Origin of the sequence: Nostoc sp. (assembly GCF_036917615.1) — a bacterium.
Taxonomy (GTDB): Bacteria; Cyanobacteriota; Cyanobacteriia; order Cyanobacteriales; family Nostocaceae; genus Nostoc.
Genome location: NZ_JBALCZ010000012.1, coordinates 119241 through 134355, shown reverse-complemented (window position 1 = coordinate 134355; position 15115 = coordinate 119241). Strand labels below are relative to the sequence as shown.

General features: G+C 40.4%; 16 protein-coding genes and 1 pseudogene. 7 read left to right on the top strand and 10 right to left on the bottom strand.

Annotated elements, in window-relative coordinates; translation table 11 throughout:
• Positions 1-3: 3 nt before the first annotated feature.
• A complete protein-coding gene (locus tag V7K85_RS03185) occupies positions 4-234 on the top strand; it encodes a hypothetical protein (RefSeq protein WP_334811198.1) in 231 nt (76 codons plus the stop codon).
• On the opposite strand, the gene V7K85_RS03180 is transcribed toward V7K85_RS03185, so the two are convergent.
• The gene (locus tag V7K85_RS03180) at positions 231-1136 is read right to left on the bottom strand and encodes a beta-1,6-N-acetylglucosaminyltransferase (protein ID WP_334811197.1); all 906 of its coding nucleotides are present in this window, start codon (positions 1134-1136) and stop codon (positions 231-233) included. The genes V7K85_RS03185 and V7K85_RS03180 overlap by 4 nt on opposite strands.
• 295 nt (positions 1137-1431) lie before the next feature.
• On the opposite strand from V7K85_RS03180, the gene V7K85_RS03175 reads away from it, so the two are divergent.
• Positions 1432-1635 carry a hypothetical protein gene (locus V7K85_RS03175; protein WP_334811196.1) on the top strand — a complete coding sequence of 68 codons (204 nt, stop codon included), beginning with the start codon at positions 1432-1434 and terminating at the stop codon, positions 1633-1635.
• 420 nt (positions 1636-2055) lie between these two features.
• Here the strand turns inward: V7K85_RS03175 and V7K85_RS03170 are convergent.
• Positions 2056-2490, bottom strand: a pseudogene (locus tag V7K85_RS03170) (YidH family protein); the annotation flags it as partial.
• Positions 2491-2659: 169 nt separating this feature from the next.
• Between V7K85_RS03170 and msrA the strand changes: the two are divergent.
• Entirely contained in the window at positions 2660-3328 is a 669-nt protein-coding gene (gene msrA / locus V7K85_RS03165; protein ID WP_334811195.1) for a peptide-methionine (S)-S-oxide reductase MsrA, read from the top strand.
• Positions 3329-3542: 214 nt separating this feature from the next.
• Here msrA and V7K85_RS03160 read toward each other — a convergent pair whose 3' ends face one another.
• The gene (locus V7K85_RS03160) at positions 3543-4736 is read right to left on the bottom strand and encodes a serine/threonine protein kinase (protein WP_334811194.1); all 1194 of its coding nucleotides are present in this window, start codon (positions 4734-4736) and stop codon (positions 3543-3545) included.
• A 349-nt stretch (positions 4737-5085) separates the two neighbouring features.
• Between V7K85_RS03160 and V7K85_RS03155 the strand changes: the two genes are divergently transcribed.
• Positions 5086-5352 (top strand): HigA family addiction module antitoxin, encoded by a 267-nt coding sequence (locus tag V7K85_RS03155; RefSeq protein ID WP_334811193.1) that lies wholly within the window; start codon positions 5086-5088, stop codon positions 5350-5352.
• 98 nt (positions 5353-5450) lie between these two features.
• The gene (locus V7K85_RS03150; RefSeq protein ID WP_334811192.1) at positions 5451-6110 is read left to right on the top strand and encodes a hypothetical protein; all 660 of its coding nucleotides are present in this window, start codon (positions 5451-5453) and stop codon (positions 6108-6110) included.
• A gap of 341 nt (positions 6111-6451) precedes the next feature.
• Here V7K85_RS03150 and rfbB read toward each other — a convergent pair whose 3' ends face one another.
• The 4 genes from rfbB to V7K85_RS03130 form a co-directional block, all read right to left on the bottom strand.
• Positions 6452-7513: a dTDP-glucose 4,6-dehydratase gene (gene rfbB / locus V7K85_RS03145; RefSeq protein WP_334811191.1), complete on the bottom strand. Its 1062-nt coding sequence runs from the start codon at positions 7511-7513 to the stop codon at positions 6452-6454.
• Between the two features lie 166 nt (positions 7514-7679).
• The gene (locus V7K85_RS03140) at positions 7680-8678 is read right to left on the bottom strand and encodes a glycosyltransferase (protein ID WP_334811190.1); all 999 of its coding nucleotides are present in this window, start codon (positions 8676-8678) and stop codon (positions 7680-7682) included.
• A gap of 70 nt (positions 8679-8748) precedes the next feature.
• Complete coding sequence (locus tag V7K85_RS03135; RefSeq protein WP_334811189.1) at positions 8749-9450, bottom strand: DUF6391 domain-containing protein; 702 nt, start codon at positions 9448-9450, stop codon at positions 8749-8751.
• A 448-nt stretch (positions 9451-9898) separates the two neighbouring features.
• Positions 9899-10162, bottom strand: a complete 264-nt coding sequence (locus V7K85_RS03130; protein WP_292764399.1) for a helix-turn-helix domain-containing protein — start codon at positions 10160-10162, stop codon at positions 9899-9901.
• Positions 10163-10527: 365 nt separating this feature from the next.
• Here V7K85_RS03130 and V7K85_RS03125 point away from each other — a divergent pair, with 365 nt between their 5' ends.
• Positions 10528-11517, top strand: coding sequence for a carbohydrate kinase family protein (locus V7K85_RS03125; protein WP_334811188.1), 990 nt, complete (start codon positions 10528-10530; stop codon positions 11515-11517).
• Here the strand turns inward: V7K85_RS03125 and V7K85_RS03120 are convergent.
• The 3 genes from V7K85_RS03120 to V7K85_RS03110 form a co-directional block, all read right to left on the bottom strand.
• Positions 11496-12266: an HIRAN domain-containing protein gene (locus V7K85_RS03120; RefSeq protein ID WP_334811187.1), complete on the bottom strand. Its 771-nt coding sequence runs from the start codon at positions 12264-12266 to the stop codon at positions 11496-11498. The two genes, V7K85_RS03125 and V7K85_RS03120, sit on opposite strands and share 22 nt — an antisense overlap.
• Positions 12263-13174, bottom strand: a complete 912-nt coding sequence (locus V7K85_RS03115; RefSeq protein ID WP_334811186.1) for a HipA-like protein — start codon at positions 13172-13174, stop codon at positions 12263-12265. Before V7K85_RS03115 ends, V7K85_RS03120 begins: the two co-directional genes overlap by 4 nt.
• 64 nt (positions 13175-13238) lie before the next feature.
• Entirely contained in the window at positions 13239-13919 is a 681-nt protein-coding gene (locus V7K85_RS03110; RefSeq protein WP_334811185.1) for a polysaccharide deacetylase family protein, read from the bottom strand.
• Between the two features lie 330 nt (positions 13920-14249).
• Between V7K85_RS03110 and V7K85_RS03105 the strand changes: the two genes are divergently transcribed.
• A complete protein-coding gene (locus tag V7K85_RS03105; protein WP_334811184.1) occupies positions 14250-15104 on the top strand; it encodes an RnfABCDGE type electron transport complex subunit D in 855 nt (284 codons plus the stop codon).
• Positions 15105-15115: the final 11 nt, after the last annotated feature.

The window sequence follows — 15115 nt, the reverse complement described above, 5'->3', positions numbered from 1 at the left end:
CAAATGATTGACAAAAGCTACTTTATCTTCACCTCTCACGGATGCTGGTGGACTGTCCGTTCGCCGAAGAATGGCGGCTGCGTCAACGTTGAGCAATCATCTGAGTATTCTTTAAATAACGTTTGGTTCGCGGATATTTTACGCGAACCACTCTTTTTTGTCCAAAGTTCAATAGTCGAGAACATTTATTATTTCTTCTCTACGACCAAAATTCAAAATTTATTTGCAAGTTAAGATTGACTCAATATCATTTTATCAATCATATCTAATATATCCGGGTCTATAATCATATCAAACTTCCTGGCAAATAATTTTTCTGATTCTCTAATTTTATCAAAATCATTTTTTTCTAAAATTTTGGGGTGACCAGAATAATCAATAGTCCACTCTAAATATGTTAAGGAAGTGTTAATAATTTTTTCCTGAAAAGGTGAATTTACAATTAGAATCTGGTAAAACAATTCATCTGGACAAAAAGTGTAATTAAAACGGTTAACAAACTTAGAGTTTTGGTTCACAAAATCATTTATCCATTTTATGCATTCTCCTGTTAAGCACCAAAATGCTGAACCTCCATAAAGAGCAAAACCTTCAGGCAATTTACGTCTTTTCGGTACAAGCAAAAGCAACAATGAATATAAGAAAGAGTTAATACGAGATTTAAACTCACGCTTTTCAGGGATACGATAAATCTTATTGTTCCAACGGATATACCAACATTCTAATCTTGTTAAACCCCCATGCCATAGAGCATGAGGTAGTGGAAAATACTCTATAAATTCTTTACCTTTATTCTCTTGAAAAAACTTTTTAATCTGTTCATTTGACTTAATCAAATAGTCTTGACCCGATAAGTGTATAACATAATCGAAGTAAGTACCTGTTTCAACTATTAATTTTATTCCTTCAAGACTAGCTCTGACAATATCAAAACTTCCCCATGCTAAATGGTATCTCTTTATGAGAGAGACATTTGGAAAATCCATGAGTTGAGTCAGTACATGATGATAAATTTCATCATCCGCTTTTTTATCTATATGTATAAAAAATGAAACATCATCTGTGTTTAGTTTGTAAATAAGACGTAATAATTGTTCCGGATATTTATGCGCCAAAATTATATATGCTATTTTCATGAAAACTGCATTATTAGATAAATCAATTTTTTGAATATAGCAATCCTAAATGATTTTTGAAAATGAAAGAACCGCCTTCGCGTAGCGTCTCGCAGAGAAGTCGCCTTCGCGTTGGCGGAGCCTCTCGTAGAGAAGCGTCTCGTTGGCGCAGCCTCTGGTAGAGAAGAGAAGAGCGCCAAAAAAAGAAAAAGAAGTTTTCACATATGATTTAAGACTGCTATATATCATCTTACCTAATAGTTTTATTATTTTCATCAATACTAGGACTTACGCTAATCCTCCAAGGAACGCTCCTATGGTTTTGGCAGTGGATGGAACAGTGTTTGACGTGCCAGATTTTGAAGCTAATGCCAGAATCTTTAGAAACCTAGGCTGCCGTCTGGGTAAGCAAACCCATGATCCCCAAAGTGCGCCTAGTACAGGGAAATTGAAACTGGAATACATTTATATTATGCAGCTTAAATACCGATTAGCTTATCTGTCGTGGATTGCTCAGTAGCGGTAAATATTTTGACTTAAGTTAAAAAAAACTGAGGCAATTTGTGATGTGAATTTTTAGTTCGCGGAAAAAAATTAGTGAACCTTTTTTATTTGTCCAAAGTCCAATCTTTAGATAAGTTAATTACTGATCGCAACCCAGAAGTTAAAGCAGCAGCTTAGACGAATCCTAAACTTGATTTGATGCTTAGAAGTTAATTAATGATTGGAATCCAGAAGTTAGAGCAGCAGCTTAGGCAATCCTAAACTTGGTTTGATGCTTAGAGAACAATTAGCAAGCTTGGAAAATCCAAATTTATCTTCACTAGATTTACTATAATTTGCTAATAGCGAGTATAATGACCTATTTAAAAAACAAAAATATTTGTTTGTATATAGTAGTAATTGTCCCCTTTTTAACATTTAGGTTTAGGGTTGATCTTTGCAACTTTCGGGACTGTGGTTGAATTGGAACAGGAGAATGAGAAGGGACTTGATCACGCCTTAAAAGCAAAGGAATACTTAAAAAACCCAAAATAATTACTACTCCAGTCATTATCCAAACCATTAACCTATTTGGTCTATAATCCCCTCGCTCAATTTGCCAGAAAACTTGATTATATCGCCACGCGGCTAACGCAATAATCAAAATTCCAAAAATTACCAAAGCCAGACCCAAATTTTCTGAGTTGGATAATGGATTTACTGGAGGTTCTTGTTGAGTAAGAGCAATATTAAGCTGGCGCAAAAATATGCCAAATCGCGCAATCGCAAAACCAAAGCCAATCAATGCAATAGAAGTGCGTAGCCAAGCAAGAAAAGTTCGTTCGTTCGCTTGATGCTCCCTTTGACGGTCAATTTTCGGTATTTTATCCATCTTGTGACGCCAAGTTCCCCTTGATATAGCATTAACTAGTGAAACAAACACCCAGACGCATCTCGTAAGGGTCAACACAATCCAGTGAGGACTTTGAGAAAACCCCAAGCGATCGCTAGAATCTTTACAATAGTAAATAAGGTAAAGATATATATCAGAGTCAAAATCAATGGCACTATTCGGATTTGGCAAAAAGCAAAATATGCCCACGGCTGAGGAAGCTTTGTCAGGAAGGGCACAGTCTATGTCAGTACCTGCTGCTCATCATGTCAACAAGAATCCTTTAAAAGCTCCTTATCCCGATGGATTAGAGAAAGCAATGTTTGGCTTGGGCTGTTTTTGGGGTGCAGAACGCAAATTCTGGCAACTGAAAGGAGTTTACACCACCGCAGTGGGTTACGCCGCTGGGTTAACACCCAACCCCACCTATGAAGAGGTATGTAGTGGGCGAACTGGTCACAATGAAGTGGTGTTGGTTGTGTTTGATCCCAAAGTGATTAGTTATTCCGAACTGCTAAAAGTCTTCTGGGAAAGCCACAATCCTACCCAAGGAATGCGCCAAGGTAATGATGCTGGCACTCAGTACCGTTCCGGAATTTATGTATATTCCGAAAGTCAAAAGCAGCTAGCAGAAGCATCGCGGGAAGCTTATCAGCAAGCTCTCAACGGTGCAGGTTATGGCAAGATTACTACAGAAATCTTGGATGCGCCGGAATTTTACTATGCAGAAGCTTACCATCAGCAATACCTGGCTAAAAATCCCAACGGGTATTGTGGTTTAGGAGGGACAAACGTATCTTGTCCCGTAGGTGTAGTTGAATCGCAAGTGAGTGGATAGAAATGCACTAGCAAATCACAGATGTGTATTTGTGTCAATCTAAAATCAAAACCCTTTTAAAACCTCATTTCCAGCCAGAGGCTGGAAATGCTCTTCAATTGCGGCTCTGGCGCGAGTAAGCGAGGCGGAGCCTTACAATAGGCATTCCCAGTCTCTGACTGGGAACGAGACAACCAGACAACGCGGTTTATAACCGCTGATTTCACTAAGTTGACTACAGTATAGATTTGAGCAAATCGATCGCTCGAACCCACAACATAATACTAATAGGCGCTCCAATTAGAATACCAGTGATCGCCCAGCCTCTTTGATGGGCTTTGAATTGTTCAATACTGCGCCACGGTCTACTTTTCCAAGCCCATTCATTGCCTTTAGCACCAAGAGCGATCGCCATTAACCACCAACCGTGGGGTATAAAACAGAATAGACCATACCACACTTGATTCGGCCACATCCACAACCAAGGCATCAGAAACGCGCCCCAATTCCAACCGAGAATTTCCTCTGGGACTGTTTCATTGTGATTATTTATCCCGCATCCAGAATTATTGATTATTTCTTTTAGCGGTAAAAGTTGATTCCTGTTTACAGATTTGACAGCCAGACCAGATTTGAGAGTACTTAGCGCTTCGCGGGCATTAGTAAATCTTTGTTCGGGAGCGGGTTCTATCAACTTTTGTAGCCAACTGACAAAACTGGGACTAAGATTAACTTGGTCTGTAAATTGCAGTCGCAAATCCTGCTGAGGTAAATCAGAAGGGGAAGTTCCAGTGAGCAAATGAATTAAAGTCGCTCCCAGTGCATAGAGGTCTGAAGCCGCAACCGCTCGACCACCAAATTGTTCCATTGGGGCATAACCATAAGTACCTACAACGGTAAAAGTAACGCCTTCTCTTGCCGCTTTATCCTGAACTGCACCAAAATCAACTAAATAAATCCGATTATCTTCGCCCCAGATTAAATTACTCGGTTTAATATCTCTATGTAACACCCCTGGATTCAATTCATGTAGATAGGTGAGAATATTTAAAACCTCAACAGCAATTTTTCTAGCTCGCTTTTCAGTAAACCTTTTGCCAACAGCAAGTTTTTCCTTGAGCGACTCACCAGGAATATATTCTTGGATTAAGCCAAACCAGAGTGTGCGATCGTCGATACAAAAATAATCTATATATCGAGGGATGCGGGGATGATTTAGCTGTTTAAGAATTTGTGCTTCCCTCTCAAAAAGTTTCAGGTCATCCCACTGTACAGTACCGCCAAAAGCCAAAAGTTTGACCACAACGGTCGAATTTTCGCCATCAGAGCCTTGTAAATCCTTTGCTAGCCAAGTTTGACGAATTCCATTGTTGCCGAGTTGGCGTTGGATTTGATAACGATCTTGTAATATTTGTTCTGGTTGCAGCATCTGACACCTGCTGGCAATTTACGCTGATCTGATTTCCTTATTATTTAAGGATAGTCATTATCTAAGAAAACTGTGTGAGCCAGATAATTTATTGAAAAAGGAGTACCTAAGGCGTAAGAAAATTTAGAACACTCGATGAATTTGAACAAAAGTACTTCCTTAAGCACCCGGAAGAAATCGACGATTATTTGACCGAGATTTTTCAGGAATATTCAGAAAACAACGATTCTGGGGCATTGTTGGCATCATTGCGCGTTGTTGTCCGTGTACAGTCAATTATATAGGTAGCATAGCAAACAGGTATGATACGAAGGAGATTGCAAAAAGCGTCAGCAGAGGAGACAGCAATATGAGCCAGAAGCTAGTATCAGCAAGAATACCAACACCAGGAAAAATTTTAAGTCGAGAAATAGAAGCCCCTGGCTGGACACAGAAAGATTTAGCAGAAATTATAGGGCGTCCAGTTCAAACCATTAATAAAATTATTCGGAGCAGTGGGCAAATTACATCTGAAACAGCTATCGAACTCTCCCAAGCCTTGGGTACTTCTCCAGAGTTTTGGACAAACCTTGAAGCAAAGTATCAAGTTTATCTAGTGGTTTCCCAAAAAACTTAATTTGATAGGCATTACAGTCCTTTGCTCTTACTCTATTGTTTTACTAGGACTAGTATGATAAAGTACATTTGTTTAATATCAAGCTAGGGAGATACCTAATGTTCAGTAATGGGTCTTGGGGTAAAGTATTAAAAACTTTTGGTGGTTTGGCTGTTGGCATTGCAAGTATTAGTACAGTTAACTACTTAACTAGTAACCATCTAGCTTTAGCGACATCAAATTCTTCTCAACTCCAGAACAGCAATCAGTTAACTATTAGCAAAGGCAAAAGTAGCTCAGAAAATCTACTAGTTGCTCAGGTTCCTTCTATTACTCGAAGAATCAATGGTGCAGTAGTTACGGCATACCCACTTTACCGTTACTATAATTCATCAATTGTTGACCATTTTTATACGGTTAATTTTGCTGAACTAGGAAATGGTAATGGCGGATATATCTCAGAAGGAATTGCCGCTTATATTTCTAAACTACCAGACGCTGGAACTGTTCCTCTATATCGATATTACAGTTCCGCAGCTACAGACCACTTCTACACTACTAATATTAGTGAGCTAGGTGGTGGTAAGAATGGGTATGTGTTTGAAGGTATTGCAGGTTATGTTTATCCTAGACCTATTACAAATACTCTTCCTGTATATCGATATTACAACTCCGCAACTACAGACCACTTCTACACTACTAATTTTAGTGAGCTGGGTGGTGGTAAGAACGGGTATGTGTTTGAAGGTATTGCAGGTTACGTTATCCCTCCTAGCTAATAGGTTATCATGCCCAATATCGAATACGACTGTGTAAGGCACTGGCTTTGAAAAAAAGCAAGCAGCACTGTCTCAAATGTTGAATTAAAATTTTGGCATAAAAATTTTAATTCAACATTTTTAGTAGACCAAAAAATTCTGCGATCGCACAAACTCCATTTATAATGCCCGTTAATCAATCAGTACTAAAAAAGTCTTTTCTCGCAAAAGGATTGAAGAATTTGCTCAAAATCAAAATAGACATCCAAGCATAATTTTTGGTCGCTTACATTATGACAAATTAGTTCCTCATAAAAATTTGAGAGCATTACTCGTTAGAGTTAGCCCAATTTTAGATTATTCTATAGATAATTTTTGCGATAGTAGTCTTGATATTCGGCAGACAGCAGAGGTTCCCACCAATCACGATGATTGAGATACCATTTAACAGTTAAATGTAAACCCTCAGCAATCGTTACTGAAGGTGTCCAACCAAGCTGAGTTTTAATCTTGTTCGCATTAATTGCATATCTCCTATCATGTCCCTGTCTATCCTTGACAAAAGTAATCAACTGCTTTGCCGGATGTACTGGTAAATCAGGTGCTAATTCATCCATAATCTGACACAAAAGTTGCACGAGGTTGAGATTTTCCACCTCATTGTTGCCACCAATATTGTATGTTTCCTCTGGTTGACCATGATTAATTACCACATCCAAAGCACGACAATGATCGCCAACATAAAGCCAATCCCGCACATTTTTACCATCGCCATAAACAGGTAATGGTTTCCCTATTAAAGTGTTGATACACATCAGGGGAATTAGCTTTTCAGGAAACTGATAAGGGCCGTAATTATTAGAGCAATTTGTGATAATTGTTGGGAGTTTATAAGTATGATAATAAGCACGGACTAAATGGTCACTACCCGCTTTAGAGGCTGAATAGGGACTATTAGGAGCGTAAGGTGTAGTTTCACAAAAAGCTGCATCATCTGCGCCCAGACTACCGTAGACTTCATCAGTAGAAACGTGTAGAAAACGATAATCAGATGGCTGTGCTTTTGCCTCCCAATGTTGCCGAAAAGCTTCTAAGAGAGTGAAAGTTCCTACCACATTAGTTTGCACAAAAGCCCCAGGCCCAAGAATCGAACGATCAACATGAGATTCCGCGGCAAAATGGGCGATGGTATCAATATTTTCCGTTGATAATAACTGATCTACAATAGTGCGATCGCAAATATCCCCCTGCACAAACCGAAAATTCTCTTTTCCCTCAAAGGGCGCCAAATTCAGACGATTCCCTGCATAGGTAAGAGCATCTAACACCACCACCCGATCATCTGGATAAACTCGACACCAGTGATTGACAAAATTCGCCCCAATAAACCCTGCACCCCCAGTAACTAATAACTGCCGATTCATCCAATTTCCTCTCTTCTCTCTGTATTCTCAGCGCCTGGAGCGGTTCGTTAAGTAAGCAATAATAAATCAAATTATATTACGCAATGTAAAATTAATTAAGCCGGCTCCTAGTAAAGGCTTGATCCGTTTACTACAAACCTTTAATTATTCACGCCCACCTATTTATTTAAACCTTAAGATATTTCTTCTTCAGTTTATCGTATATCCTTTGTGCAAATAGCTTTACTACACGTATTTTCGTCAAACTCTTAATATTAGACGGCTGCTGGATTTTGTGGTCAAAAAACTCATTTAACTCATTCAGAATAACTTGGAAACGCTTAACAATATTTTCAGTCCGATGTTCAACTAAAAACTCTTCAGACAAGCTAACTGCTACTAAAGAATCAATCACCTTCAGAATCCTTTGCACATCATATTCTTGTGAATATCCAGCAATTTTATAGCAATTAAATCCAGGGTCTAAATAATCTGCCAGTCCACCGTTGACACTAGAAAATACTTGACAACCACAGGCAAGAGCTTCCATTGGTTGCAGACCAAATCCTTCACTAACACCCTGTTGTGCCCAGTACTCAGCCGAATCATAGAGGTAAACCTTAGCTCGGTTGAATAGTCCGGGTAAATCCTCTACATAAGAATCAACAACCAATACTTTACAACGTTTTTGCAAGGCTGGAATTAATTCTTTAATTAAATACTCAGAAGATTTCCGAGCCTGAACTAAAACATCAATATCCCGTTCAAAACCTAAATTTTGAAACTCATCAGAAATTTGATTGGGTAAATAATAAATCAGAGAATTGGGTGATTTTTCTCCCCAATATCCCATTGTATAGCGGCTAACAGTGATGATCGGAATATTTGCTGTTAACCTAAATGGATAGCCTGCACTATGGGCATGGTAAACGACATTGTATTGCTTAAGTTTAGCCACGAGTTGAGCTATATCAAATCCCCAACTGATAATAAAAATTACATCACTTAAATTTTTCTCTTTTAGCAAATCATCAATAAAAAGCTTACCTTTTTCGCGTTGACGGTAAGTTACAACATCAGCACTACAGAAATTCTGAGCCAGATTCAGTGCTTTTAACTCAGCCCAAAGACCACCACAGGCAAATTTGCCATCTGTACCGGGAAGTAAGAAGTAAAGTTTTCTCATAATTTTTTTAGGGGGGTGGGGAGTGGGGGAGTAATTTTGAATTTTGAATTGTTTCCCCCTCTTGCTCTTTTCATTCTTGCCAGCCCACTTTAACAAAATGCCCCTGCTTTCCCCAAACGTCGTGTGTACGGGTAATATTTTCAATTGCTAGGTTAAAAGGAATGGCAGTTATTAGGTAACGCTGTGCCATAGAACCTAAATCAGGTGAGAGTTCAGCGGCTGTCGTCGCTGCTAACCCCAAACCTATAAGTTGCTCAATTGGCCGAAATGGCAACAACAGATGCACACCCATAGCTAGTCCAGCTGTTAAAAGCATCGCTACTGATAAATTTGTGCCGCAACGGGGATGTATAGCCAAATCCCATTCTCCACTGGTGAGGCGATGTCGAGCAAGTGTGACCGCACGCCGCAAATCACTAATATTCACCTCACCATAGAGGTAGAATCCCTGCTCAGTAGACAAACCGCCTAATAGTTCGTTATCTAGTTGAACATTAGTGGGTTTTCCTTTGGCAGGATAGGCACTTTTTGATTCGCTAAGAACCCAAATAGTAGCGTGTTCTAAGGCGTGAACCTGCCGCAGCATCAAAATTTCTTTCAACCCTGGAATAAACGATAGCTGCCTGAGTAAGTCGGCATCTTGTGTGGGTTGCGGAAAGTCTAAGGCTCGGTATTCTGGGGTCGGAACTTTCTCAGATACAAGTCTGGTAAAATCAAACTTAAAAAATTCAAAGGGAGACGAGCCACCCTGAAAAGAAGCAGAAGTATTCATTGGAACACTGCTCTCCAAGCCGATGGAGCAACATAGATTTCTTTCAAATGTAACGCTTGCACTACTGAATTGTTACTAATTTTTGTGGATGATTGTTGAGTTTGGGGATTGGTTATTAATTATTCTCCTCTGCCCCTGTGCCCCGTGCTTCTTAAAAGTCTCTAGTCCTCAATGCCCTGTCCAAACCCTCAATTTTTTGTTGCTGATGCCTAAGTCCTACATTTGTTCTGCTGAATTTGGAAAGGAATTCTGATATGAGTTATAGTTTCCGAGTCCGAGGGTCAGCTGGGTCCACTAACATAAACTCCGGCTGAGTGAAGGACTCGGAACTTTTGGTAGAGTGTTTACACTGAAAACTTAGGCATGAGGAGAGGAAGAATCAGTAAACCTCAAAATTGGCTTGTGACTATACCAGACCAGAGCAATTACGTTGCTACTAGTAAATTGTTTATTCGATCTGGTTAGGCAGAAGACAGCAATTGACATCATTCAAACAGACTTTGCCCCACTGTAAAGCCCAGCGGACAAGAGCTACTCGATTTTCTGTCTCAGTCTTGGTGAGAATATTACTGATATGGTTATCAACTGTACGCTTGCTAATCTCCAGTTTTCCTGCAATCTCTTGGTTAGTTAAGCCAGTGGCCACTAAGTCGATAATTTGCAGTTCTCTGTCTGACAGACTAACGGGGGTCTCAGACTTGCCACCAGCCATGACTATTTCTATCCTCGCTTGGTATATGTACTTAATCGCTCTTTCTAATTCTAGAGGATTCTTTTGTTAGTACGGGTTTCAAGTGTTAGCAGTAATACTATTGTCAATATTTTCTTTGGATTTAAAGTTGGCAGAAATATAACCTATAAGTTTTTTATAGTATAAAATAAGCCTTTTTCAAATATAAAAATCTAGTTTATTCACTGAGATAATGTTTGAGAGTATTAGAAGCATATACATGTTATAGGAGTAGTTAAAATTGCTATTTAATTCTATGAAGGACTGGCGACAGATTAGCAAAAATTATTGTAGATTTTATACTGTAAATTCTTAATCTTAAATCGAAATCTAAAATTGAAAATGAGATGAGCAATCCCCGTGTTTTGTGCCTTGGTGAAATTCTGTTTGATTGTTTAGCCGATCAATTGGGGCTAAAGCTGGAAGAAGTAAAATCTTGGACTCCCTATCCAGGAGGGGCACCAGCTAATGTAGCCTGTGCTTTAGTCAAGCTAGGGACATCAGCCGGTTTTATCGGAGCGGTTGGCGAAGATGAAGCAGGGAATACACTGGTCAAGCTATTACAAGATGTAGGTGTAGAGACGACGGGGGTACAACGCCATCCCACAGCACCAACACGGCAAGTTTATGTTACACGGGATCTGGCTGGCGATCGCACCTTTGCCGGATTTGGTCAGTATGATACCGCAGAATTTGCCGATACTCGCCTGCAAGCTAAACAATTGCCAAATTCGCTGTTTCAAGAGGCAGATTTTCTGGTTTTGGGTACTTTGGAATTAGCCTATCCTGAAAGTGAAGAGGCAATTTACCGCGCCTTAGAGTTAGCAGAACATTACGACCTGAAGATTGTGCTGGATGTCAACTGGCGTCCTGTATTTTGGGACGAGCCAAACATCGCTCATCAAAAAATTCCAGAATTATTTAAGCGAGTCGATTTCCTTAAACTCTCCAAAGAAGAAGCTGAATGGCTATTTGAAACCACAGATCCCGGAGCCATCACTTACCGTCTGGCTTCAATTGAGGGAGTACTAGTAACAGATGGGGAAAACGGTTGCACCTACTGTCTGGGTGAGAATGAAGGCAAATTACCTTCCTTTTCGATCCCCGTAGTTGATACAACTGGTGCAGGAGATAGCTTTTTAGCAGGATTCATCCACCAATTGAGTCAGCACGGCATCCACAGCTTGCGAGATGCAGAAACAGCAAAACGCATCGTCACTTATGCCAGTGCTGTTGGAGCGCTGACTACCATTAAAGCAGGTGCGATCGCTTCTCAACCTACAGCAGATGAAGTTGAAGCTTTTCTAGCCGCACATCAACTCTCAGAACTAGCATAAGTCACCGGGATATCAGCTACCAAAGGCTGATACTCCGGGCTAGAAAATGGACGAAAGTCCTCATGCCATTCTGCGGTCATATTGCACAATAAACGCAGTTGGAGAGCTGTCGGTACTGGATTAACGCGCTCAACTTTTACTTTTAGAAGTTCTGAATTTTTGTTCTTGAGTTTAAAAACATCATCCACAATATACCGAGGACAATAACCTACGATGTAATGATCCTCAGTGCATAAGAGCAATGCACGCGGGTCATAGGGATTTTGAAATTCGTTAGCTAAATATAACAGTTCACCCGTTTGTAATTGATTAATTCGCTCAGTTGCACAAGCAGGAAGGTGTCGCAGTGCATGTACAAAAAAATGGATGTGGTATAAACCATTTTCATCTGGTTCTGGACAGGGGAAAACTTCAAAATAATCTGTTACCTTGCGTCCACCACTCCGAGAAAGAATGCTAACTGGATCATCTTTACCTTCCGGAATATTTAGTGATTCAATATAACCTTTGTAATCAGGGCGAGAACGCCGCATTAATCGATTAGAAAACAAGGGGAATAGTTCAACTGATGCGTATTCTTTGTTCAAGTCTGGAAAGGAATACAATAGCTGAAAATTATGTTCAGCTTGAGCTTTAACAGCACCTTGCGTATATACAAATTTATATTTTTTCTCGTCAAATGTTAAGCGACCAATGGGAAGCCAAGCGCGACTTTTAGAATCTTGCCAAGCTAAAAAAAGTGTTTTCATAGTAGGGTGTCCAGCAGCTTACTTTGATTTAACTCCAATATTTTTTGTGCAAATTCAATTGCTGTTTGCGATATGCGATTAGATGGAATACGCTCAAAAAGCTCTAACGTATCATTGCTTGATACCCTTGCTAAATTATTTAACCACACCCTGGCTGCATCTGGATATTGTTGTTGCGCTTTACAAAATGCATTAAAAGTCTTGAGGGTTCTTTTATCATCAACTCTATCATACAACGCAGAATTGCATCTTTCTACATACGCTTGGACAGAGAAGCCAGCGTCTTTTGTGGTTAGCCTGCTTTTCCTTTTAGAATCAGACTCGTTTCTACCTAGACAAGAGGCATGGTCATAAGTTGGTGCTAGATAAATCTTCTCTTGTAAACTGATAAATGCCCAATTTTCATGGTGTCGATCACTATTCCCAATCCAAGTATCCAAAAGTAAATACCCAACAAAAGTTTCCGTCGGATGATTAATTTCCTCTGGTGGTGTCCAGTTGATGGGCAAATTTAGCGAAGCATCTCCGATAGCATTGAATACATTGTCTATTGTGTGTTGGGATAGGTCTTTAGAATCTTGTGGATAATTGGATACTATCCGAGCCAGAATTTCATTACCAAGGGTGAGAATTGCACCTTCTTGAGGCGGCAAAAATGAGGGTGAAACAATGCCATTCTCGCCATTGAACATTGCCAGTTCATAATCAGCATGGGGTAAGCCTAGCAACTCGGATAAGTGGGCTGCAATCTTTTCTGCCCAATCTTCTCCTGTGTTTGGTCTAGCTTTCTTGAATAGGCAACGACCTAGATCCTGATGACGAAACCAGAACTTTGGTTTTGTTCCCAAATATTCATCGGCCTCCGAGGCATCTAAGGGAACCTCAATGATCGAAAACTGCTCTGGCATAATTTTTGGAAAAGCCTGATTTAGAGCAAATTATTAACTTCACCTATCCTTAAATGTGTAACAATCAATGGTTAGCCTTAGCTCGTTGCCACAAAGTATCAACAGTCACAAACTCATAGCCTTGTTGTAACAGTTGCAGAATCAGGATTTGAATTGTGGCAGCAACATCTTCTCCACCGCAAGCACCATCATGCAAAACAATCAGCGAACCATTTTTGACTTGCTGCATAACTCGCTCTACCACAGTGTTAACACCTGGCCGCACCCAGTCTTCTGGTACAACGCTCCACATAACTGGGCGGTAATTCCACTGAAAGAGCAATTTTAAAGTGGCAGGTGTAAATAAACCATTGGGGGGGCGAACATCTCGCACTTGTTCAGGTTGCAGGTTGCAGGCATTGTAGATGGCAGTTTGGGTTTTTTCTAAACTGTCTTTCAGGTCATTTGGGGAAAGCATCGGAAAAGAACGATGATCGTAGCCATGCAATCCGATCCAGTGTCCACGATCGCTAACGGCTTTAGCAATGGCTGGTGAACGGTTGACGCAAACACCCAACCAAAAAAAACTGGCAGTAATCTTGTAACGGTCTAATACTGCCAAGACTTCGCGTGTGTATTGAGGATGAGGGCCATCATCGAATGTAAGTGCGATCGCTTTAGAATTAGGATTTCCAGTCCAAAGGCAGTTGGGAAAACTCGGCTGGAGAATGCGGTAGAAAATCGGGAACAGGGGAGCTAGCTGCATAAATTTTTTCTTTTTTTGCGTAATCTTGCATAACTACACTGATTACTTAATATAAGACTGTTAAGCGTGGGAACCAGAGCTTAACTCGCTTATATCTGGAACTTACGCACTCTGCAAATAGAGAGTTCTAGATATAAGCGCCCCTTTTAGGTTAAAACATCAAAGCGATCGCTTTGATATGTTTATCACCATCCCAAAGTTAGTTGGGAAAGCTCGGCTGGAGAATGTCAATGCTCTATTTTGTCAAAAATCTATAAGAGCAATACTTTTTGACCTACTACTTCTCTAAATTGAGGATAAATCTCCGAATAAACACTGGATGAAATGTTAATGTTGTTCAAAGATATACGAGATTACCAAATTTCATTTCTGGGCTTATTCCTAGTTGTGGGAATCGGTACACGAGACTGGACGTTGCGACCAGAGTTGATTGGGATATTAATCGCCACTTGTTTACTAACCCAATGGATATTCTCATGGGTAACAGGCAAAGAACAAATACCCAATATTCGCAGTGCTTTAATTACCTCGCTGGGACTGGGCCTGCTGTTGCGGGCTGATCACTGGACAACAATGGTAATAGCCGCAGCAAGTGCGATCACCAGCAAATTTCTGTTCAAATTCGGTAATAAGCATTTCTTCAACCCTGGTAATTTTGGCATCATTTCCGCCTTGGTTCTGACCTCCGATGCCTGGGTTTCGCCGGGACAATGGGGTGAAGAGTGGTGGTATGCGCTCTTATTCGCCGGAACTGGGGGCATGACTTTGCAACGAATCGGTCGCTGGGACACCACAGCAGCTTTTTTGGGTGCCTACTCTTTGCTGGAAGCGATTCGCAATCTCTGGCTAGGTTGGACTTGGGATGTTTACTGGCACCGACTGATGAGCGGGTCTTTACTGCTGTTCGCCCTATTTATGATTACAGATCCGCGATCAATTCCCAATTCCCGAATTGGGCGGGTAGTTTGGGCATTTTGTATCGCCGGATTAACTTTCATCCTGCGAAATTATTTCTTTGTTTCCACCGCAGTCTTCTGGGCACTGTTTGCCCTTGCGCCATTGACCATTCTATTAGATGTTCTCTGGTTAGCCCCCCGGTTTTCTTGGCAACAGAAAGATGAAGGAGCAGGGGAAGCTGTTCTTGAGCAGGGGGAGAACTTCTTACTCAACACTCCTCACTCCTAACTCACCACTAA

Coding starts and splice junctions, on each gene's coding strand:
- V7K85_RS03120 (WP_334811187.1), bottom strand. CDS start 12,266: ATGAAAACACTTTTTTTAGCTTGGCAAGATTCTAAAAGTCGCGCTTGG.
- V7K85_RS03130 (WP_292764399.1), bottom strand. CDS start 10,162: ATGGCTGGTGGCAAGTCTGAGACCCCCGTTAGTCTGTCAGACAGAGAA.
- V7K85_RS03185 (WP_334811198.1), top strand. CDS start 4: ATGATTGACAAAAGCTACTTTATCTTCACCTCTCACGGATGCTGGTGG.
- V7K85_RS03175 (WP_334811196.1), top strand. CDS start 1,432: ATGGTTTTGGCAGTGGATGGAACAGTGTTTGACGTGCCAGATTTTGAA.
- V7K85_RS03105 (WP_334811184.1), top strand. CDS start 14,250: ATGTTGTTCAAAGATATACGAGATTACCAAATTTCATTTCTGGGCTTA.
- V7K85_RS03150 (WP_334811192.1), top strand. CDS start 5,451: ATGTTCAGTAATGGGTCTTGGGGTAAAGTATTAAAAACTTTTGGTGGT.
- msrA (WP_334811195.1), top strand. CDS start 2,660: ATGGCACTATTCGGATTTGGCAAAAAGCAAAATATGCCCACGGCTGAG.
- V7K85_RS03125 (WP_334811188.1), top strand. CDS start 10,528: ATGAGCAATCCCCGTGTTTTGTGCCTTGGTGAAATTCTGTTTGATTGT.
- V7K85_RS03155 (WP_334811193.1), top strand. CDS start 5,086: ATGAGCCAGAAGCTAGTATCAGCAAGAATACCAACACCAGGAAAAATT.
- V7K85_RS03110 (WP_334811185.1), bottom strand. CDS start 13,919: ATGCAGCTAGCTCCCCTGTTCCCGATTTTCTACCGCATTCTCCAGCCG.
- rfbB (WP_334811191.1), bottom strand. CDS start 7,513: ATGAATCGGCAGTTATTAGTTACTGGGGGTGCAGGGTTTATTGGGGCG.
- V7K85_RS03180 (WP_334811197.1), bottom strand. CDS start 1,136: ATGAAAATAGCATATATAATTTTGGCGCATAAATATCCGGAACAATTA.
- V7K85_RS03115 (WP_334811186.1), bottom strand. CDS start 13,174: ATGCCAGAGCAGTTTTCGATCATTGAGGTTCCCTTAGATGCCTCGGAG.
- V7K85_RS03160 (WP_334811194.1), bottom strand. CDS start 4,736: ATGCTGCAACCAGAACAAATATTACAAGATCGTTATCAAATCCAACGC.
- V7K85_RS03135 (WP_334811189.1), bottom strand. CDS start 9,450: ATGAATACTTCTGCTTCTTTTCAGGGTGGCTCGTCTCCCTTTGAATTT.
- V7K85_RS03140 (WP_334811190.1), bottom strand. CDS start 8,678: ATGAGAAAACTTTACTTCTTACTTCCCGGTACAGATGGCAAATTTGCC.